Genomic DNA, 18535 nt, shown 5'->3' on the forward strand with positions numbered 1-18535 from the left:
TCCCGCCCGCCACACCCCTCTCACCGCCGACCGCCATGACACACCGCCACCTCGCACCCGACCACGGCCCGGCCCGCCGGCTGTCCCTGCCGCGTCCGACGCGGATCCGCGCCGCCGTGCTGGCGGGCTGGGCCGCGGCCGCCTGCCTGCCCACGGCCCAGGCCCAGTCCAGCCCGGACGGCGCCGCGACCACGCTGCCCACGGTGACCGTGAACGCCGAGGCCGAGGCCGAGCGCGCCGACGGCCCGGTGCGCGGTTACGCCGCCCAACGCAGCGCCACCGCCACCAAGACCGACACGCCGCTCAACGAGGTGCCGCAGTCCATCTCGGTGATCACCGCCGACCAGGTGCGCGACCAGGGCTCGCCCAACCTGCAGGAGGCGCTGCGCTACACCGCCGGCATGCGCACCGAGCAGTACGGGGTGGACAACCGCGGCGACTGGTTGGCGCTGCGCGGCGGCAGCGGCGGCACCGTGATCGACGGCCTGCGCCGCCCGCTCACGGGCTGGTGGGGCATCATCCGCAACGACCCCTACGCCTTCGAGCGCATCGAGGTGCTGCGCGGCCCGTCGTCGGTGATGGCGGGCCAGAACGGCCCCGGCGGCGTGGTCAACCTGGTGTCCAAGCGCCCGCAGGCCGAACGCAGCGGCGAGATCGGCGTGCAGCTCGGCAACCATGGCCACCAGCAGGTGCAGTTCGACCTGACCGGCCCGCTCAATGCCGACGGCACGCTGCTGTACCGGCTGGTCGGCCTGGGCAAGCGCAGCGACACCCAGGTGGAGCACGCCTTCGACGACCGCGAACTGCTGGCCCCTTCGATCACCTGGCGCCCCAGCGCGGCCACCTCGCTCCATCTCTACGCCCAGCACCAGCGCGACGAGAGCGGCAACCTCAACGCCTTCTTCCCGGCCGACGGCACGCTGCTGCCCGCGCCCCACGGCCCGATTCCCACCGACACATTCATCAGCGAACCCGCGTTCGACACCTACGGCGGCACACGCTCGCGCGTGGGCTGGGCCTTCGAGCAGCGCCTGAACGAACAATGGACGCTGCGCCAGAACCTGCGCCACGACACCACCGACGGCACCATGCGCAGCATGTACGCCGCCTGGTGGGACGGCTTTGTGGATGCCAACGGCAGCCCGGACGCCAACGGCACCTACCTGAACCGCTATTTCTACGCCGCCGACGACAAGGACCGCACCACCAACGCCGACCTGCTGTTCGAAGGCAAGTTGAAGAGCGGTTCGGTCGCGCACACCGTGCTCGCCGGCGTCGACGGCTTCCAGTCCCGCGCCTCGCAGCGCAACTACGGCGACATCCTGGCCACGCCGCTGGACGTGTACCACCCGGTCTACGGCGGCTACAGCCTGCCGGCGCTGCCCGATGTGCCCGAGACGGTCACCCGCACCCGCATGCTCGGCCTGCTGCTGCAGGACCAGATCAAGTTCAACGACCGCTGGGTGCTGGTGGCCGGCCTGCGCCGCGACCGTTCGCGCAGCTCGGTGGATGGCGGCGCCACACAGACCGACGAGGCCACCAGCAAGAACCTCGGCGCGGTGTGGCTCGCCGACGGTGGCTGGTCGCCCTACACCAGCTATTCGGAATCGTTCGAGCCGATCGCCGGCACCGACGCCGCCGGCCAGCTGTTCAAGCCCAAACGCGGCCAACAGGTGGAGGCCGGCGTGAAATGGCAGCCGCCGGGGTCGCGCCTGAACGCCACGGCATCGGTCTACCAGCTGCGGGAAAAGAACCGCACCGCCTCCGACCCGCTGAACCCCGGTTTCTCGGTGCAGCGCGGCGAGGTCACGGTCAAGGGGCTGGAGTTCGAGCTGACCGGCCAGATCGCCAACTGGGACCTGACCGGGCAATACACCTACACGGACGCGCAGGTCACCAGCACCACCGCCGACGAAGTGCGCTACCTCGGCCAGCAGCTCGAAGCCATCCCCAAGCACAGCGCGGGCGTCTGGGCGGTCTACCGCTTTGCCGGTCTGACCGGCCTGAGCGGTCTGCGCATCGGCGCGGGGCTGCGCCACGTCGGCCGCTCGTCCGACGGCGTGGGCCATCTCAACGTGCCCGCCGTGAACGTGGTCGACGCCATGCTGTCCTACGACACCCACGACTGGCGCTACGCCCTCAACATCAACAACCTGGCCGACAAGCGCTACGTCGCGTCCTGCCTCGAGCGCGGCGACTGCTGGTTCGGCCAGGGCCGCCGCGTGGTGCTCTCGGCCACCTACCGCTACTGAAGCCGCCGCAGGAAAGACCCGCATGCACCGCCACCACCCCACCCAGGTTCCTCTGCGCATGGCCGCCGCCGTGCTGGGCGGCTACGCCTTCACCTGGGGCTTCAGCGCCCTGGGCATCGCCGCCCTGGTCGCCCTCGGAGCGGACTTCGAGGACGCCGAGGCCGGCACGCTGCTGCTGGCGCTGCTGGTATTCCTGGGGGTGTTCCTCTGGGCCTTCGCCGCGCGCCGGATCGCGCTCGTCTGGCTCGTGCTGGCCGGCGGCGGCGCGCTCATGACCGCCGCGGCCTGGGCGCTGCAGCGCCTCATCGTCTGACCGGAGAACCCCCATGCTCCAGAACTTCCGACTCTCCATGACCTGGCTGCACACCTGGTTCGGCCTCGTGCTGGGCTTCGTGCTGATGGTCGTCTTCTTCTTCGGCTCGCTCTCGGTGTTCGACCGCGAGATCGACCGCTGGGCCGTCCCGCAGACCCGCTTCGAGCCGCAGCCCATGCCCTCGTTCGACACCCTGCTGCTGCCCGGCCTGCGCCAGGTGCAGCCCGACCCCGACGAGTTCGCGCGCGAAGCGCCGCGCCTGATCGACACCCGCCAAGCGCCGCTGCCCGCGCGCGAAAGCCTGGAGGCCGACGAGTACTGGGCCTACACCACCCACCGCGACCCGGTGCTGCGCATGGGCGTGGGCTTCAAGGTGCCCAACCCCAAGGACCCGAGCGCGCACAACCACATCCACGGCGAGGTCACCATCGACCCGCGCAGCGGCACACCCCTGCGCGCCGACCAGCTCAAGATCGGCAGCGAGTTCTTCTACCCGCTGCACTACAGCCTGCACCTGAACTGGAACAGCATCGGCATCTACATCGTCGGCTTCGCCGCGCTGGTGATGCTCGCCGCGCTGGTCAGCGGCGTGGTGATACACCGCAAGTTCTTCCGCGAGTTCTTCACCTTCCGGCCGAAGAAGCACACGCAGCGCAGCGCGCTGGACCTGCACAACCTCACCGGCGTGCTGGCCCTGCCGTTCCACTTCTTCTTCGCCTTCACCGGGCTGGCGATCTTCGTCTCGTTCTATTTCCTGCCCGTGGCCCACACCCAGCTCAAGCCGCTGCACGACCGCCACGAGGTGATGGAGGCCGCCGCCACCGGCCTGCCGCACGAGGCCGCGGGCGTGCCCGCCGGCCTGGCCTCGGTGGACGCCATGGTGCAGGAGGCCAAGCGCCGCTGGGCCGCGCGCGACATGGCCGGCGAGGTGGGCTTCCTGGTGGTGAGCCACGTGGGCGACGCCAACAGCTACGTCAGCGTCTACCGCGCCGGCAGCGACCAGGTGGCCCTGGTGGGGCAGGGCGTGCACTTCAAGGCCAGCACCGGCGAGCTGCTGCGCGAAGACCCCCCACGTTCGGCCGTGGGCAGCGTCAACGAGTTCCTGACCGGCCTGCACCTGCAGCACTTTGAACACTGGCTGCTGCGCTGGCTCTACGTGCTCGGCGGCCTCATGGGCTGCGTGTGCATCGCCACCGGCTTCGTCTTCTTCGTGGAAAAGCGCAAGAAGCAGCACGCCCGGGCCGGCAGCGCGGGCAGCCGCGTGGTGGACGCGCTGGCCGTGACCACCGTCACCGGCATGCTCATCGCCACCCTGTCGATGCTGGTGGCCAACCGGCTGCTGCCCGCCGATCTGGCCGGCAAGGGCGACTGGGAGCAACTGGCCTTCTGGGGCAGCTGGCTGCTGGCCATGGCGCACGCCTTCTGGCGCAGCGCCGCGGTGGCCCAGGCCCGCACCAACCCGGCCTGGCGCGAGCAGTGCCGGGCGCTGGCGGCGCTGGCGCTGGCCGCCGTGCTGCTCAACGGCATCACCACCGGCGACCACCTGGTCAAGACGCTCGGCGAAGGCTACTGGCCGGTGGCCGGGCTGGACCTGAGCCTGCTCCTGAGCGCGGCGGTGGCGAGCTTCGCGGCGCGCCGCCTGCGCGCGCGCGAACGCCTGGAAGCCACGCCCGCGCCGGCCCACCGCGCCGCGCCCGGCGCCGGAGACGCCGCCCATGCGTGAAGCCCTGCTGCTGATGGCGGCCTGGGCCGTCTGCACCCTGGCCATGGCCTGGCTGGCGCTGGCCATGGACGCGCACTGGCACCAGGCCCTGGGCCGCGCGCACCCGCTGCCGCCCGCGCGCCGCCGCGCCTTGCGCACCGCCGGCGCGCTGGGCCTGGCGGCGTCGCTCGGCCTGTGCCTGCTGGCCGATCACCCCTCCATGGCGGCGCTGGTCTGGGTGCTGTTGTTGTCGGCCTCGGCCGCGAGCGTCGCCTTCACGCTGAGCTGGCGGCCCCACTGGTTGCGCGCCCTGTCTGGCGTGGTGGGCTATTGAAACCGCGTCACGGACCCCACCCATGCACCACCCCCTGGCCGCGCCCCTTCGGGCCGCGGGCCTGCGCCTGACCTTCAGCCGGCTGGAGGTGTTGACCGAGTTCTGCCTGGCCGCGGGCGCGCCCCGCTCCGGTGTCGAGGTGTACGCCGCGCTGACCCGGCGCGGCGTCTCCATGGCCTACAGCACGGTGTACCGCATGGTGCAGACCCTGTGCTACACGGGCCTGCTGCACCCCGCCGGGCGGCACGGGCGCCACCCGGCCTACCGGCCCAGGATGGGGAGGTGATCGTTTTGGCACTGCCGGGGGCTGTGGATAGATTTGGCGAACCTCAATAGCGGCGCGGGTTTGCGGGCGATTTGGGTTCTTGGAACCTTGACGGGCGCTTTGGCACGAAATGGGCGCTGCGGGGGGCCAGAACGGCCAAAACGGGCGGTTTCTGGGCCGGGGTGGGCGGATGGTGCCACCGAGTGAAATTACAAGCCTGGCGCGGGCTTACGTGCGTTTGACGGGCCTGGAGCGCCACAAAACAAAGTCGGACGTTTTGAAGTCGGACGTCACTCGGGCGTCCGACTTCAAAAATCCTTTGCGCATCAATAGGTTGCGCGAAGGTGAACGGAGGTTGTCCACAACGTCCGACTTTACCGAAGTCGGACGCCTTTAAACACCGCTCGCGCGGGTTTAAAACAGGGTGGACTGGCGCCGATCGGTCGGCGCGGTGATGCCGGCCGCGGCCACGATGCGCTCGATCTGGCGCTCGGTGAGGCGGTGCTCGGCGGCCAGCTCACGGACGGTCTTGTTGTGGCCGTAGGCGTGGGCGATGCGGTTGTTGCGCAGGGCCAGGATGGCCCGTTCGGCCTTCGGCAGAGTGAAGTGGTCCTCGCCGCCGTAGGTCTTGGACAGGGTCATGAGGCGGTCCATACCGATGATCTTGGCGAGTGGGTGATCGGCGTGGACGCGGGCTGGCGTGGGGACGTAGATGCGCAGGCCGCCGTGGACCCGCACCAGGTCCAGGGTGGCCGGGAGGCCGATCAGGCGCTCGAAGTCCTGCAGCAGCGGGGGCAGCAGGTCCGAGTCGATGATGTCGGCCAGGTCGTTCATGCCGTTGCGACCTCCTGGGCTGGCATGCGCGGCAGAACCGAGAGGTCGATCCAACGCGGGTCTTCAAAGGCGGGAAACAACAGGGAAACGGCTTTCCGGCCGTGCGGCTTGTCAGAGGGTGGCCCCTGCCGCTTGAGGCCAGTTCGGTATTCGAGCGCTGCCACCAGGGTCTCGGCATCGCAGGCCCGGTCAGTCCAGGGAACGGCCACCAGGTCGAGATCACGGGTGAAACTGCCATGCAGCGTGATCGCGTACCCGTGCTGCCAGGCAGCGATCCGCGCCTTGGTGAACGCGGCGGCATAGTCCGGATCAATGATGCCGAATACGGGCCCAGACTGCAGCTCATCGACCATGCGCGACAGGTGAAGGTTGGCGGCTTCTAGGCCGGCGTTCTCGGCCTGGAGCATGCCCAGCTCGCAAGGACTGACGGCGTTGATCCGCACCAGGTAGGCGTGCTCCCAGGTGGCAGGATCACCGGCCAGACCGGCGCGAGATGGATGCGGGTCGAACACGATCTGGCCGTTGCACCCGACCACGGCGTGGCCGACGCCATTCCCGCGCGGGCTGGGGCCGCTGATTTCATGAAACACATCGCCGTCGTCGCCGAAGAAGGCCTGGCCCGCGCGAACTGGCACATTGAGATAGACAAAGCCATGCGAACGGACGAAGGCCTGCAGCCTCTCCCAGTAGGTCACCGGTTCGCCTGCCGCTTCCTGGAGGAAGTGCGGAACGGCAGTGATGGGAAGGTCCAGCAGCGAGGCGACTACCGCGCGTTGGCAGTCACCGTACTGGCCGTTGTCCGGGTCGTGAATGAACTCCTGATCGACGGGCGTCATTGGGCTTCCCCTGTTTGCGATTTGGTGCAAGTCGGGGCTTTGGCCTGGATCTGTTCCTGCAGCTTCGCCCGCTCAGCGCGGGTGAGCATGGCCTTGAGGGCTTCGATGACTTTGGAGGCGTCGGCCGTGGGCAGGAACTTGACGTCGGAGACGCCCTTGCCGGTGTGGCGGCCGACGAATGCCAGGAGCGCGGCTTCGCTGGCGTCTCGCAGGCCACCGGCGGCGCCGATCTTTTTCCAGAGCCACTTGATCTTGGCGGCCTGGTCGAAGGGTTTGAAGGTGGAGCCCTTGGGCTTGTAGCCGCCGGTGGCCATGAGGGCGAGCACCTTGGCGCGGCCTGCTGCGTCCAGTTCAGCCGCGCTGGTTTTTCCGGTGAGGTCGAACAGGTGGTAGCGGTAGTCGTCATCGCTCCAGGCCAGGGCAGCCTTGCCCTGGTGGATTTGGCCGAGCTCGCGCTTGCGCTGGGCGTCGGCGTTGGCCTGGTTGGCGTGGGCCGTGAAGTTGCGGCGGGTGGTGGTGGCCATGGCTTTTAAACGATGGAGGTGAAAAGGCTGCGCATCAGTTCAGCGTTGCGCTGGGACAAGTCGATCGCTTGGCAAAAACCGGTCGTGATAAAAGAATCTGCCGCAGGGCACGTCGCCCTATACAAGGATCGAGCGATGGAAACACTGGACCTGGCCACTGTGCTGAAAGCTGAGAGAGATGCACGAGCGATAGGCACTGCACACATGGAAGGGCTACGCGCCGCCGCCTTCCAATGGATTGAGGCAAGCCAATCCGGCTGTCTCAATCTCGGCCCAGGTGTACGTGAAGCGTTGGAACGCATCACAGCAGCACCAATGGGTTGATGTAGAGGGCTCATCGCAGCAACCTCGGGCGCGCAGGCGGCAAGGCGGTCTTCACGGCAGGCGTTGGGAAAGGCTCGCCGTGGGGCATGCTGATCTGGCTTTGGCTCACCAGCAGGAACTCGACGCGCAGGGGTTCTTCCTGAACTTGGTAAAGCTCCCTGTGGCCCTTGAAATCGATCTCGACCTGCACGGCGTGCTGCAGGGCTTCGAGCACCTTCATGGCCTTGTCGGCCGGCAGCAGGATGCGCTGATAGCCGATGTGCAGGCATGCCATCTGCACGGGTTTGGTGGGTGCGCGGCTCATGCGGACACCCAGCCCGTCTCGCGGGTCCAGTGCATCAGCACGTTGCGCGTTGGTATGGTGCTGCCACTGCCCGACGGGATGCAGATCACGATCCGCATCCCGATGTGCGTTCCTGAAAGGCGGCCCAACGAATCGGCTGCCTCTAGGAACTCAGGTGGTGCGTCACCGGCATCGAAGTTCAACGCGCTGCGCCACGCGCCGGATTGGTTGATCTGCAGCTGCGCCGGGCGAGGAAGCCGCTTGTGCTTCGCCGCGGCTGCGGTGTTGTCGGCGCTCATGCAATTGCCCTCCGCTCTTCGGTTCCACCCACACCACGGTGCAGCTCGGCGGCCTTGCCTGCCCGGTAGCCGGCGGCGATGTGGCCGTGATCCACTCGTCGCTTCTTCGTGGTGTCGCGCACCTTGCCGTCGGCCAGGTCCGGGTGCTCGCGCTGCATGTAGGCCAGCAGCAGGGTTTCGTTCTTGCCTGACTGGGCGAACGCTTCGACCTTCGCTTCCACGCCGGCCACCCAGCCCACGGCAAACGCATCGCCGCGTGCGGTCTTGGTGATGGGCTTGCAGTTCTTGGGCTGTTTGGCGATGTGCGCCAGGCGCGCGGTGGCGCACTGGCGGATCAGCACTTCGGCGGCATAGGCTGCCACCTCGGGCGCAGTGTCAATGCCGACGAACACCCAATGCCGCGTGCGGGTGAAGTTGCCAGCGGCGTTGTAGGCGCCTTTCAGGCTTCCGAAGGTCTCGCAGCCGAAGGCATCGGCCACGAGGTGCACCAGCGCGAGCTCCCAGCGGTTGGCGGCGGCTGATCGTGCTTTGACGCGTGCCTCGCTCACGTCGGCCAGGGAGATGTCTTCCTCGGCCAAGCCGAACGCTTGCATGAGCTTCTGGGCATGGCGCAGCGCGGCCGCGGCTTCGTGTTCGTTTGCGCTGCGCGAGAGCGCCAGGCACTTCTTGATTTTCTTGAGGGCGTCGTCGCGGGTCATGACCGAACCTCCAGTGCCGTGTCACCCTGCTCGCACAGTTCCACCAGGCGCTCCACGTCGAAGTGGGGCCCGAAGATGGGTTTCCCTCGGTAGATGAACTGTTCGCGGGCTTCGTGCTCCAGGCTGGTCAGCACGCACTTGAGCGCGGTCTGCACCAGCTCGCTGGGCGTTATGTGCGCGGAGAGCTGCCACTTGCGCGTGGTCTGCCTCACTGGCCTGCCGCCGGACAAGTTGCAGGGCGCGTGGAAGGTCGCCTGCAGGTAGGTGGCACCGATGAAGTTGCCCACCAGGAGAAAGGTGTAGCCGGGGAACCCGATCAGGCGCAGCACCGCCTTGGCGCGGGCCGCATCCATGCGGGGCTCGGCCGGCACCTGGCTGGCTTGGGCTCGGCGCAGCTGCTGTGGCTTGACCAGCCACTGCCAGATGCCGAGCAGCGAGGTGACCGTGAAGCCGGCCTGTTGCGCGATGAAGAACCAATGCTGGTTGTCTGCACCGAACACGATCCAGCCGATGTTGCTGGCGAACCAGGCCACGAAGGCCCAGCCGGCAAAGCGGCTGCGCGTGGCGAGCAGTAGCGCGCCGAGCAGGCCCAAGGCGGCGGAGAGGATTTCAACGAACGGCATCACTCAACCCTCCACACACCACAGCCCTCGGCCATCACACGAACGCTGAGCACACGCCCAGTGGCCTTTTTGAACTTCGTCACGGCGCTGCCGAGCGCGGATCGCGCCTCGGCCGGCAGCATGTACGAGTCGCCCACTTCCAGCTTGCCCAGGAATGCGGGCCAATCCATTGCGGGCTGGCGACCTGCGGGAAGCGGGACACCCTTCTGGATTTCGATGGTCGAAAGATCGAAGGTGAAGGCCTTGGATGCGCGCCTGTGCGACGATCCTTCCTTTGCCGGGGGGGGTTACCAGCATCGCCCTTGGCGGGCCATGAGGCTCGGCCCTCGGTCACGCCATTGCCCTTCTCCAGTTGGGCGGCGAATTGCCGGAGGTTCGGTCCGGCGCTGTAGACCGAACCATCGAGGGTTAGGTAGCCAGCCTCAACGGCCAGCTTCAAGTTGCTTCCCACGTTGCTGACGGCCACGTTGTGGTTGGCCGATATTTCGCGGGACAGCAGCTCTTCGTCGGGCAGGCGAACGAAGTAGCGACAGACCTGGTCAGGGAGGCTGTCAGTACGGGGGATGTACGGCGCGCCCATGCTCACACCCCCGCCACGTCAAGGTTGATCGCCTGGTACGAGCCCGTCTCGTCGCGCTCGTAGAAGCGGATGTAGGTCTTGCTGCTGGAGACACGCATGCTGTCTCCGATCGCGGCCATGGCGCGCGTCCAGGTTGGATCGTCAATGGCGAGGCGGCGCAGGCCGAGCACCCTGCCCGTGTTGACCGTACCGGCCTTGTCCACCTGGAAGGCGTCGTTCACCAACACCTTGATGTTGCTGTTGCTGCCCTTGGCCCAGGTGTGGATGCATTCGTCGATGAGGGCCTTGGCCGCCTGCAGGCGCTCGTCGAAGACGATGGAATCCTGCACCGCACGGGTGATCTTGTAGCGACCGTCAAAGCTCACCAGCGTGACGTTGCCTTTGTCGCCGCCGGTCTTCACGTCGTATTGCTGCAGGCTGCGGTTGATGAAGTCCTGAATCGTGATCATCGCGTTCGTCTTGAAGCCGAAAAGCGATGCGCTCATGTCCTTCGCCGCTTCCGCCAGCTCGACGACTGTGGTGTGGCGGTCTTTGTCGATGTCCTTGATCTTTGCGGTGGGGATGAGCGCGCCGTTGGCGTCTTGCCAGTAGCCGGCGGGGATGGTGTTTTTTTCAGCCATGGGTGGCTCCTTTGGTTTCAGTGAAGGTTGGACGGGTTGGAACGCGGCAATGCGTCCAGGGTGGAGATCAGTAGTCGGCCGCCCACCTGCAGTGCGGCCTCCGCAGCTGTGCGTGTGCAGCAGGGGTGGCAGCTCGCCACGGCCTGGTAGGTGGCCAGCAGCGCGAGCAACATCAGGCGATGGCTGGGCGCGGCTTCGGCCATCTCGGCCAAGCGGTTGGTCAGTACCTTGAGCGCCGCGTCATCGGCGGTCAGTTCGGCAGGAGTGAGGCTCACAGCGCGCTCCCTTGTCGTTTGTTGTGGAAGGCGTCGGTCAGCACGTCGAAGCCGAGCCGGCCGTCCATGTAGTCGTCGAACAGCGCGTCGGAAACGCTCTGCTTGTCGGTGTGGGCCGCTGCCGCCAGCTCGGCGACCGTGCGGGGCTCGCCTTCTTTGGGCAGCAGGGCCAGCAGCACGATGCGCAGCTGCGCCAGGTGAGGCGCGTTGTCTTGCAGTTCCATGAAGGTCATGCCGCTTCTCCCCGGAAAGCGCGACGCTTGCCCATGTGCAGGCTGGGGCATGCCTGGTGGTCCAGGGCGTCGGGCCGGTAGGTGGGCTGCGATGGCTTGTAGACGGTGTGCATCACGTCGTGCTGGGGCGGCGGGACGATGGATGCGTTGTCTTCGGTGTGGCACGCTTCGGCGGTAACCGGGGTCAGCGTTTCGCCGGGCAGTTGGTGGCACCCGATGGTGTAGGCGTACAGGGCGCCATGGCGACGGGATTCGGCCTCCTGCAGGAAGCCGCCGCGCTTGAGCGTGGCGACGTGCTCGGCGACCTCTTCGGCGGCGTACACGCCGTCCCAGTCGCTGGCGATGCGCGCCACGCTCCACCAGCCACCCGCCCGGGCGACGCCGCGCCAGACGTTGGCGCAGGAATGGGTGATTCCTTTAGCCATGGCGGACCCCTTTGGGCATGTGGGAGCGGCGCGGGCTGATGCAGTGCGTTTTCACGCGCTCGGCCTCGGGCCAGTCGGACATGGTCTGCATGACGGCCTCGGACTGGTCGATGAACCAGCCCACGCCGGCCAGGCGCTTGCCGTTGCGCAGCTTGATGGTGACCAGGAACAGCATCACAGCGCCCTCCAGAAGGCCGCCGCGCGCTGGGCGGCGTTGGCTTGGCGCAGCACCAGGCGGTTCAGCTCGGCGCGCAGCTGGGCCGTGTGTTCGAGGTGCAGCTCGCGCTCGCGGTCCATGAGCATGCTGACGTGGCGGATCTGGTTGGCGATCCAGGCTTCGCGCAGCGCGTGCACGATGCCGACCGGGCCGCCCTGGGCGAGTCGTTTAAATATGGTCACGGGGAGCCTCCTGGGGTGAAGGGGTGGACGGGGCGCGCACGGTCTTGCGCGGCACGGGGGTGCGCTCGACGGGTGGTGCGCTGGCTTCGAGATGTGGACACTGGCGACAGGCCTGCCAGTGCTGCATGGCCAGCGGGCTGCCGATGGGTGGCGGCCGGTGCGCATAGACGCGGCACTGGTCGGCGGTGATGACGTGCTCCTGATCGCCGCCGGATTCGGCGGTGAGGTGGGGGCAGGCGTAGCGGCCGAAGGTGTGGACCACACGCTCGGCGATGTGGGCCGTGCTGGCCGTGCCGTTGCCGTAGGGGCCGGTGCCGTTGAGCACCATGGACAGCGCGGTGGAGCTGATGCCGAGCTGCTCGGCGATGCGGGCGCGAACGACGCCGCTGCAGCGCTCGACCAGCAACAAGAACCAGGGCTCTTGCATGTAGGGGCACTGCTGGCTCATGCGCGCGCCTCGTGCTTCACGGACTGGACCAGGGGCGCCGGGTGCGCGGAGGGCGCCGGCATGGGCGGGATGGCGCTGGCTTTGGTGGGCGGCGGTCGGACGCCACCGTCTTTGACCATGACGTAGCGCTTGCAGCCTTCCACGCGCCGGGCGCTGACCTTGACAACGTCGGGCACCAGCTTTTCCCAGGCGCGCAGGTAGCCGCCGATCTGGTACTGCGCTTTGGCAAAGTCGCGGCTTCCCGCGTCGATGAGGGTGCTGGCGGCCTCTTCGGAGGTGAGCGTCTTGCGCGAGCGCAGCAGAGCCCACAGGCGCGTGGACAGCGCGGTGGCATCGGGAAGCGCCGCACCGGGCTGGGCCTGCAAGATGGCGCGGCAGGTGCCCAGCCCCTTGGCCGTGAGCTTCCAGCGCGGCTCCAGCTTTGCCAAGGTGCGGGTGATGGGCAGCTCGCAGGGCTCAACCAACTTGTGGTTTGCCATGCGCTGCAGCGCCAGGCGCGCTTTGCCGGGCTGTCCTTTGAGGGCTTCGTCCCAGTCGGCCACGTCCAGAGCGGTGAAGATTTGCGAGGTTTTCTGCACGTGCTGCGCGATCGCCCGCAGCGTGGCCCCGACAAACCAGGGTTGCACATGCTTCATCACGACTCCCTGCCGCTGGTGGCGGTCTGTGCGGTGAACTCGGTGCACAGCGGCCGGCCCTTGATGTGGGACGCTTCAATACGGGCCCAGCTGTTGGCCCTGGCCCAGCCTTCCAGGTTGGTGATGGCACCCAGCACCCAGCGCATACGGCCCTTGGCCTGGCTGTGGATCGCGGCCACGACCTCGGGGCTCATGGGCACTTCGGCCTTGGCCTTGATCGTGGCCTGCACGTCTTCGATGGAGAGGCGCTCCAGTTGGACGATGTGGGCGACACGGCTGGCGATGTGCTCGAACTGGAGCACCATGGTCGGGAAGCGCTCCATGCCCACCAGGAAGCACATCACGCCGGTGATGTCGGTGATGTCGCGCAGCGCCTCCAGCATGGGCGCCACCCGCTGGCCGCCGCGCATGACCCGCGAGGTGGGGATGAGGTGGTCGGCCTCGTCGATGATCAGCGGCGTCATGCTGACGGCGAGCTGCCCGATGATGCGGTCTTGCACCTGGGAGGCGTTGCCATCCAGGGGCAGGCCCATCTTGGCGGCCAGGTCGCGCAGCATGGACTGTTTCGTCCAGGTCTCTTTGGCGCGCAGGAACACGTGGCCGCTCTCGGCCGCCCAGCGCTCGGTGAGCATGGACTTGCCGATGCCGAACACCCCGCGCACCAGCACCAGACTGGCTTCGATGGCGCCGCGCTGGTCCACGATCTTCTCGGCCTCTTTGAGGCGGCGGAAATTCTCGGTTTGAACAAAGCCTTTTTTCACGCTACATTCCTTCTCGTTTGGGTATCGACACACATCAACTCAGGCACGCTCTGTGACGGTTGCCGCCGTCACAGGGCACTCTTAAAACCCGGCTGTTCATCAGCCGCGCCCCACCCCAGACCACGCCCCTCGTAGTACTCGCGCAGCTGCTCGAAGCTGTCGCTTTCCACGTACTGGGCGAGCCACTCCTGATCCACACCCGTCCACGCATCGCGGTGGCGCATGAGCCATTCGTAGCGCGCGCCGGGGGTGTCAAAGAAAGGCCTGCCCGAGTCCGCTTGCGCGGCCTCGCCCTTGGAGGAATCAGGGAGGGAGGAGGAGGTTTGCGCCCCCAGGGTGGAACCCAACACCTCGGGGGTGGTGAGCTCCGGCAGGAAAACGGTGTTGTCGGCATCGACCGGGCTGTTCAGCTCGCGCAGGGCGGTTTCGATCTGCTGCTGGCGCAGCCTGACCGTGGCGGCCACGCGCTTCTCGCGGGCCATCTGCACCACGGCCTTGGGCATGGCGTCGATGCGGTTCGCGGCGAAGCGCGCATCACAGACGAATTGGCCGTCGAGCGTGTAGATGCGCACCCAGCTCGGGTCGTGGATGTCGTAGCGCACGCTGACCTCGTGGCCTTCGACATCGCGGCGCATCAGCTCGGGGGCCGAATACACCTGGTTGAAGAACGCCACCTCGCCGCGCCGCGCTGTGCGCAGCACCGCGGGCATGAACAGCTCGCGCAGCTCGCCCTGTGTGGGCAGGTGCTGCAGGCTCGGATCGAACTTGGCCGCCCAGGCCTCATCGGGCGTCATGTGCTTGCCGTCGGCGCGCTTGGGCAGCGAGCGGTGGCGGTGGGTGCTGTTGTACTCATGCACCATGCGGTCCACCGCCTCGACGAACTGCGGCCAAGTGGGACACTTGTTGGACAGGCGCACCACCGTGCCCGTTTCTTTGGACCGGCGCACCGCGCGCTGCTCTTTCGCCAACTCGGCGGCCACCTTGCGGAATTCACCGCCGTCCACGTCGCTGCCCTGGTAGCTGCCGAACTGGCGGGCGCAGTTGATGGCGTGGGTCTGCCAGGAACGCTCAATCACGCCGCGGCCCTGCGGCTTGCCAGGGATGCCGGTGCGGTGATCGATGCCCAGGCGGGCGGCGAAGCCGTCGATCGGGCAGTCCATGGGCTTGGCGGTTTCACCCGCACCGTTGTCGGTGTACAGCACGGCGGGGATGCCGTGCTGACCGATGCCGTGGCGCAGCGCATCGCCCACCGCGAACACGTTCTCTGAGAGCGAAGCGGACCAACCCATGATCCTTCGGCACGACCAGTCTTTCGCCAGTGTCAGCTCGGGAGCGAACGGGGCACCGTGGTCTGGGTGGCGCACCTTGGCCTTGAACGTGTGACCGTCCATCACCCACACGTCGAGCGGGGCGAGCATGCTGGCGTCGCGCCGTTTAAACGGAAGCTTCACGTCCCGCTCTGAGCCGGAGTGGCGGGACTTGATGAGCGCCACATTGGCTTCGTGCGACTTCCCGTACTTGTCCAAGGCGCGGCGGGCGCGGGCATAGAGCGCCTCCCAGGTGTCGAAGTCGCGGCCCATCGACCGGGTGACCTCCTTGGCGGCCATGGTGAGCTTGCGAAACATCGGGTTGCGCGAGTGGTACAGGCCGAGGACTGCAGCCACGTCTTGTTCCATGCGCTCGGGCACCGGGGCGACTTCGACGGACACCGGCAGCAAGCCCCACCAGCCGTGCTCGCGGTGCGCGCTGATCCAGCGCTCCAGCGTGCGGGCGCTCACCATGTCGCCCCGGGCCCGCTGATTGGCCGTGCGGGCGATGGACTGCACCTCTGCGCCAGCCTCACCCGTCACGAGCTGGGCGGCGAACAGCGCGCAGGAGCGCTTGAGGCCGTGCAGGGGCACCAGCTCCAGCACCGTGTTGACCAGGTGCACGCGCGCGTCGGCCACCGACTTGTCGGCCTGGCTGGGCGGGCGGCGCGAGGGGGACGGCACAGGCGCCAGCTCGCCGGGCTTGGGCACCGGGAGACCTGGCGGCACAAAGGAGCGGACGGGCGCGGGCTCCACCAGGGAGAGCGCGGTGGTGCCTGCCCGGGTGATCTGGCGCGCGGCGATGGCGGCGCGGGTTTCTTCGGGTAGCGCGCTGCAGTCGTATTCCATGCCGCCGCCCACCTTGCTCCTCTGGCGTTCAGCGGCGCCAAGGGATTGGAGCTTGTCTCGTGTCCGCCGCTCCGAGGCAGGCATGCCCGGCAAGCCTGCGAGTTCGCGTGCTGTGAGCCAGGTCATGCTTGGGCTCCCTTGGAAGCTGCGGCCTTGGCTTGGCTCTCGACCTGTTCGAGGTGCATCAGTTCCAGCATGTATTGCTGGGCGACCAAATCCCGGATGTCATCAGCCAAGCGGCCGGGCTCAATGCGCACGTTGCCGTAGCTGGTTTTGATGGAGAAGCCATCAGCCATGTCAGGCCAGTGGCGGTTGAGGAAGTCGCGCAACTCAAACGCCCTGCCCGCGTCGGCCGCTTGTGGTGCCGGTTGGGTGCTCATGCGACCGCTCCCGCTGCAGCGTTTTTGCGGCGCGGCAGCTTGTGCGGGTCATTGGCGGCAACGGTGCCCGGTGCGGGCTTGAGGCCCAGGACGATGGCCGCCAGGTGTGCCTGGCCGCGCATGCCTTTGAGCTGCCCATTGGGGCGCAGCAGGTCCTGCAGCGCCAGACGCTTCAGACCGTTGACCCGGGCCAACTCGCTGATGCTCAGGCCGTTGCTCACGATGAACGTGCGCGCGCTCTGCACCGTCTGCGGATACGGCAATCGAGTGATGACAGGGTTCGATGTCATGGGGGGGTGTGGTGTGAAGTGGTAAATTGATGTTTCAAAAGCTCAGGCAGAAGCCATCAGAGATGCCGATGCAGCTGTGTTCTTTCTGGTGGTGGATTCAGTTCGTCCTACGTGTGGTGGATGTTCTGCATTCGGTTTTGATTGATAGTTATTGTGGTGCTGTTTTCAGCACACGTCAATATTCAAGGGCTGTTTTGAGCGCAAATATTTTTGAAAGGCTTCGAGCCGAGCGGGAACGACTGGGAAGGACTCAAGAGGAGTTCGCTGCCATCGCGGGCGTCACGAGGAGGCCTTACGTCGAATGGGAAAAGGGCGGAGGGCCTTCACCCAATGCAGTGCAGCTCTCGGCACTCGCCGCCGCAGGCGCCGATGTGCTCTACATCCTCATGGGACAGCGTGCCCAGGGCTTGCCAGAGGCGGACCTGTTGCCGGCCGATGAGCGCGTGCTGATCGACAGCTACCGCCGTTGCAACGCCGAGGCGCGGCGCAACCTCATCCAAACTGCCGCGCTGCTATCCGCAGGCATGCCAGCTGCGCGCACTCAAAAACCCAGCGGCGGCCAGAGCCAGAGCGCCGTGGGCAACAACAACATCCAGATCGGACGCGTGGGCAACAAGGCCCGGATCAAAAACAAGTGAGGTAAATGCGTTGCAAGAGCTACCAAAACAGCTGCTGGCCTGGCTCGGCCGGCTGCTGCCAAAACAAGAAGTCACGGGGGATTCAAATGTTCAGGTTGGCCGGGTTGGCGGCAACATCCGAGTCACACGGAATCACCAGCACGGCGCGGTGCAGGCGGACCGCATCGACGTTACGGTGATCAATCACCACCATCACCACACACAAAACCGGGCGGCGCCGCGCGCGACGCCCGAACAAAAAGCTGTGCTGCAACTCATGGACAACGTGCAGGACCGCATCGCGGTGTTGGACTTCATGGAGCGTGAGTTCAAGACCCGGATGGTGATCGAGCTGGACGGCAAGCAGCTGTATCGGCTGAAGCGGTATGTGGAGGTGGTGATCCAATCCACAGCGCCATGCAAGAAGTAATCTCCGCCGCGCTGATCTGCCTGGTCGTTGGTGTGACCGACGGAGACACGCTGAAAGCCCGTTGCGGCGAGCCTGATGCATACCAGGTGGTGAAGGTGCGCATCGGCGCGATTGATGCGCCTGAGAAAGCCCAGGCCTTTGGCAAGAGGTCGCGCCAGCATCTGCATGAACTTTGCCACCAGGTGCAGGCCACCATCCGGAAAACCGACACGGACCGATACGGCCGCACGGTGGCCGATGTAGAGTGCAATGGCCGAGACGTTGCGACCGAACAGGTCAATGCAGGCATGGCCTGGGTGTTCGACAGGTACGCGACGGGCTACGAGTGGCTGTATCGGCACCAAGATGCCGCAAAGAATGCCGGTCGCGGTTTGTGGACCGATCTGGAACCCGTATCGCCATGGGAGTGGCGTGCATCAAGGAGGAAGTCATGAACGCCAAAGCAACGTTGCTCGCGCTCACCTGCCTGGCGGTGTCACCCGCCTGGGCCATCAACAAATGCACCATCGACGGTCGGGTGGTGTTCCAGGATGCTGCATGCCCTGGAAAGGGTGAGACCCTTTCCGTTCGGCCAGCAAGTGGAGCTGCACCGACAACACAGGCATCCGAGGCGGCTGGTGGAGGCGCAAAGTCCGACGCCTCCGCCAAACCTCAAACAGAGGCGCAGCGGATTGAGCAGCAGATCGCGGCAAGTCAGCAGGAGCGACGAAAGCAGGAGCTGGAAGTCAGACTGGTGCCGGACGCATTTGCAGCGATCCGCCGGCAGCGGGCTGCATGCGATCGCGACATGAAGGCCCTGCAGGCCAAGAAATCCCGTGCGAACAACAACCTCGCTGGCGCCACCTGGGAGAGTGCTATTTCGGGAGAAATGACGGCCCTGGCCACAACGTGCGACACACGCAATCGCGAGCTGCGTGAGGATGCAGCGGCCCTTCGTGCGGAGTGTCAGCAGTTGGGTGGTTGCAAGCGGTAAGGTTGATGCAGTTGCCGAGTGAGTTT

At 66.8% G+C, this 18535-nt stretch carries 30 protein-coding genes; 10 read left to right on the forward strand and 20 right to left on the reverse strand.

What is annotated here, in order from left to right; all coding sequences use genetic code 11:
- Positions 1–35 precede the first annotated feature (35 nt).
- From KIH07_RS02770 to KIH07_RS02790, 5 genes are read left to right on the forward strand one after another with little or no spacing between them, the layout of a single operon-like run.
- Positions 36–2252 carry a TonB-dependent siderophore receptor gene (locus tag KIH07_RS02770; protein WP_226490514.1) on the forward strand — a complete coding sequence of 739 codons (2217 nt, stop codon included), beginning with the start codon at positions 36–38 and terminating at the stop codon, positions 2250–2252.
- 22 nt (positions 2253–2274) lie between these two features.
- Positions 2275–2565: an iron uptake protein gene (locus tag KIH07_RS02775; protein WP_226490515.1), complete on the forward strand. Its 291-nt coding sequence runs from the start codon at positions 2275–2277 to the stop codon at positions 2563–2565.
- Between the two features lie 13 nt (positions 2566–2578).
- Positions 2579–4288, forward strand: coding sequence for a PepSY-associated TM helix domain-containing protein (locus KIH07_RS02780; protein WP_226490516.1), 1710 nt, complete (start codon positions 2579–2581; stop codon positions 4286–4288).
- Entirely contained in the window at positions 4281–4601 is a 321-nt protein-coding gene (locus tag KIH07_RS02785) for a DUF3325 domain-containing protein (RefSeq protein WP_226490517.1), read from the forward strand. Before KIH07_RS02780 ends, KIH07_RS02785 begins: the two co-directional genes overlap by 8 nt.
- 22 nt (positions 4602–4623) lie before the next feature.
- On the forward strand, positions 4624–4887 hold the full coding sequence (locus tag KIH07_RS02790) for a transcriptional repressor (RefSeq protein WP_226490518.1): 264 nt from the start codon (positions 4624–4626) through the stop codon (positions 4885–4887).
- A gap of 393 nt (positions 4888–5280) precedes the next feature.
- Here KIH07_RS02790 and KIH07_RS02795 read toward each other — a convergent pair whose 3' ends face one another.
- Genes KIH07_RS02795 through KIH07_RS02805 form a run of 3 tightly spaced genes read right to left on the reverse strand, consistent with a single transcriptional unit; the run spans position 5281 to position 7060 of the window.
- Positions 5281–5700 carry a Mor transcription activator family protein gene (locus tag KIH07_RS02795; RefSeq protein ID WP_226490519.1) on the reverse strand — a complete coding sequence of 140 codons (420 nt, stop codon included), beginning with the start codon at positions 5698–5700 and terminating at the stop codon, positions 5281–5283.
- Positions 5697–6536, reverse strand: a complete 840-nt coding sequence (locus KIH07_RS02800) for a hypothetical protein (RefSeq protein ID WP_226490520.1) — start codon at positions 6534–6536, stop codon at positions 5697–5699. Before KIH07_RS02800 ends, KIH07_RS02795 begins: the two co-directional genes overlap by 4 nt.
- On the reverse strand, positions 6533–7060 hold the full coding sequence (locus tag KIH07_RS02805) for a regulatory protein GemA (protein ID WP_226490521.1): 528 nt from the start codon (positions 7058–7060) through the stop codon (positions 6533–6535). Before KIH07_RS02805 ends, KIH07_RS02800 begins: the two co-directional genes overlap by 4 nt.
- Before the next feature lie 135 nt (positions 7061–7195).
- Here KIH07_RS02805 and KIH07_RS02810 point away from each other — a divergent pair, with 135 nt between their 5' ends.
- The gene (locus KIH07_RS02810) at positions 7196–7384 is read left to right on the forward strand and encodes a hypothetical protein (RefSeq protein WP_226490522.1); all 189 of its coding nucleotides are present in this window, start codon (positions 7196–7198) and stop codon (positions 7382–7384) included.
- Between the two features lie 10 nt (positions 7385–7394).
- On the opposite strand, the gene KIH07_RS02815 is transcribed toward KIH07_RS02810, so the two are convergent.
- The 17 genes from KIH07_RS02815 to KIH07_RS02895 all read right to left on the reverse strand — a co-directional run bounded on the left by KIH07_RS02815 (position 7395) and on the right by KIH07_RS02895 (position 16489).
- Positions 7395–7688, reverse strand: coding sequence for a hypothetical protein (locus tag KIH07_RS02815; RefSeq protein WP_226490523.1), 294 nt, complete (start codon positions 7686–7688; stop codon positions 7395–7397).
- Entirely contained in the window at positions 7685–7966 is a 282-nt protein-coding gene (locus KIH07_RS02820; RefSeq protein WP_226490524.1) for a hypothetical protein, read from the reverse strand. The genes KIH07_RS02815 and KIH07_RS02820 overlap by 4 nt, the downstream gene beginning before the upstream one ends.
- Positions 7963–8664, reverse strand: coding sequence for a DUF2786 domain-containing protein (locus KIH07_RS02825; protein WP_226490525.1), 702 nt, complete (start codon positions 8662–8664; stop codon positions 7963–7965). Before KIH07_RS02825 ends, KIH07_RS02820 begins: the two co-directional genes overlap by 4 nt.
- A complete protein-coding gene (locus KIH07_RS02830; protein WP_226490526.1) occupies positions 8661–9287 on the reverse strand; it encodes a nicotinamide mononucleotide transporter in 627 nt (208 codons plus the stop codon). The genes KIH07_RS02825 and KIH07_RS02830 overlap by 4 nt, the downstream gene beginning before the upstream one ends.
- Positions 9287–9457: a hypothetical protein gene (locus tag KIH07_RS02835; RefSeq protein ID WP_226490527.1), complete on the reverse strand. Its 171-nt coding sequence runs from the start codon at positions 9455–9457 to the stop codon at positions 9287–9289. The genes KIH07_RS02830 and KIH07_RS02835 overlap by 1 nt, the downstream gene beginning before the upstream one ends.
- A gap of 412 nt (positions 9458–9869) precedes the next feature.
- Positions 9870–10487, reverse strand: a complete 618-nt coding sequence (locus tag KIH07_RS02840) for a DUF3164 family protein (protein WP_226490528.1) — start codon at positions 10485–10487, stop codon at positions 9870–9872.
- 17 nt (positions 10488–10504) lie between these two features.
- The gene (locus tag KIH07_RS02845) at positions 10505–10762 is read right to left on the reverse strand and encodes a hypothetical protein (RefSeq protein WP_226490529.1); all 258 of its coding nucleotides are present in this window, start codon (positions 10760–10762) and stop codon (positions 10505–10507) included.
- Entirely contained in the window at positions 10759–10995 is a 237-nt protein-coding gene (locus tag KIH07_RS02850; RefSeq protein ID WP_226490530.1) for a hypothetical protein, read from the reverse strand. Before KIH07_RS02850 ends, KIH07_RS02845 begins: the two co-directional genes overlap by 4 nt.
- The gene (locus KIH07_RS02855) at positions 10992–11420 is read right to left on the reverse strand and encodes a hypothetical protein (protein ID WP_226490531.1); all 429 of its coding nucleotides are present in this window, start codon (positions 11418–11420) and stop codon (positions 10992–10994) included. The genes KIH07_RS02850 and KIH07_RS02855 overlap by 4 nt, the downstream gene beginning before the upstream one ends.
- Positions 11413–11595, reverse strand: a complete 183-nt coding sequence (locus KIH07_RS02860; RefSeq protein WP_226490532.1) for a hypothetical protein — start codon at positions 11593–11595, stop codon at positions 11413–11415. Before KIH07_RS02860 ends, KIH07_RS02855 begins: the two co-directional genes overlap by 8 nt.
- Positions 11595–11819: a hypothetical protein gene (locus KIH07_RS02865; RefSeq protein WP_226490533.1), complete on the reverse strand. Its 225-nt coding sequence runs from the start codon at positions 11817–11819 to the stop codon at positions 11595–11597. The genes KIH07_RS02860 and KIH07_RS02865 overlap by 1 nt, the downstream gene beginning before the upstream one ends.
- Positions 11806–12267 (reverse strand): hypothetical protein, encoded by a 462-nt coding sequence (locus KIH07_RS02870; RefSeq protein ID WP_226490534.1) that lies wholly within the window; start codon positions 12265–12267, stop codon positions 11806–11808. The genes KIH07_RS02865 and KIH07_RS02870 overlap by 14 nt, the downstream gene beginning before the upstream one ends.
- Positions 12264–12902: a hypothetical protein gene (locus tag KIH07_RS02875; protein WP_226490535.1), complete on the reverse strand. Its 639-nt coding sequence runs from the start codon at positions 12900–12902 to the stop codon at positions 12264–12266. Before KIH07_RS02875 ends, KIH07_RS02870 begins: the two co-directional genes overlap by 4 nt.
- Positions 12902–13663 carry an AAA family ATPase gene (locus KIH07_RS02880; protein WP_226490536.1) on the reverse strand — a complete coding sequence of 254 codons (762 nt, stop codon included), beginning with the start codon at positions 13661–13663 and terminating at the stop codon, positions 12902–12904. Before KIH07_RS02880 ends, KIH07_RS02875 begins: the two co-directional genes overlap by 1 nt.
- 68 nt (positions 13664–13731) lie before the next feature.
- Positions 13732–15945, reverse strand: a complete 2214-nt coding sequence (locus KIH07_RS02885; RefSeq protein ID WP_226490537.1) for a Mu transposase C-terminal domain-containing protein — start codon at positions 15943–15945, stop codon at positions 13732–13734.
- Positions 15942–16199, reverse strand: a complete 258-nt coding sequence (locus KIH07_RS02890) for a hypothetical protein (RefSeq protein ID WP_226490538.1) — start codon at positions 16197–16199, stop codon at positions 15942–15944. Before KIH07_RS02890 ends, KIH07_RS02885 begins: the two co-directional genes overlap by 4 nt.
- On the reverse strand, positions 16196–16489 hold the full coding sequence (locus tag KIH07_RS02895) for a hypothetical protein (protein ID WP_226490539.1): 294 nt from the start codon (positions 16487–16489) through the stop codon (positions 16196–16198). The genes KIH07_RS02890 and KIH07_RS02895 overlap by 4 nt, the downstream gene beginning before the upstream one ends.
- Before the next feature lie 29 nt (positions 16490–16518).
- Between KIH07_RS02895 and KIH07_RS02900 the strand changes: the two genes are divergently transcribed.
- The 4 genes from KIH07_RS02900 to KIH07_RS02915 are packed head-to-tail and all read left to right on the forward strand — an operon-like array spanning position 16519 to position 18509.
- Positions 16519–17127: a helix-turn-helix domain-containing protein gene (locus KIH07_RS02900; protein ID WP_226490540.1), complete on the forward strand. Its 609-nt coding sequence runs from the start codon at positions 16519–16521 to the stop codon at positions 17125–17127.
- A 10-nt stretch (positions 17128–17137) separates the two neighbouring features.
- Complete coding sequence (locus tag KIH07_RS02905) at positions 17138–17536, forward strand: hypothetical protein (RefSeq protein ID WP_226490541.1); 399 nt, start codon at positions 17138–17140, stop codon at positions 17534–17536.
- Positions 17524–17970, forward strand: coding sequence for a thermonuclease family protein (locus tag KIH07_RS02910; protein ID WP_226490542.1), 447 nt, complete (start codon positions 17524–17526; stop codon positions 17968–17970). Before KIH07_RS02905 ends, KIH07_RS02910 begins: the two co-directional genes overlap by 13 nt.
- Positions 17967–18509, forward strand: a complete 543-nt coding sequence (locus KIH07_RS02915; protein ID WP_226490543.1) for a hypothetical protein — start codon at positions 17967–17969, stop codon at positions 18507–18509. The genes KIH07_RS02910 and KIH07_RS02915 overlap by 4 nt, the downstream gene beginning before the upstream one ends.
- Positions 18510–18535 lie beyond the last annotated feature (26 nt).

Origin of the sequence: Hydrogenophaga taeniospiralis, assembly GCF_020510445.1 — a bacterium.
In the GTDB taxonomy this organism is placed as follows: Bacteria; Pseudomonadota; Gammaproteobacteria; order Burkholderiales; family Burkholderiaceae_C; genus Hydrogenophaga.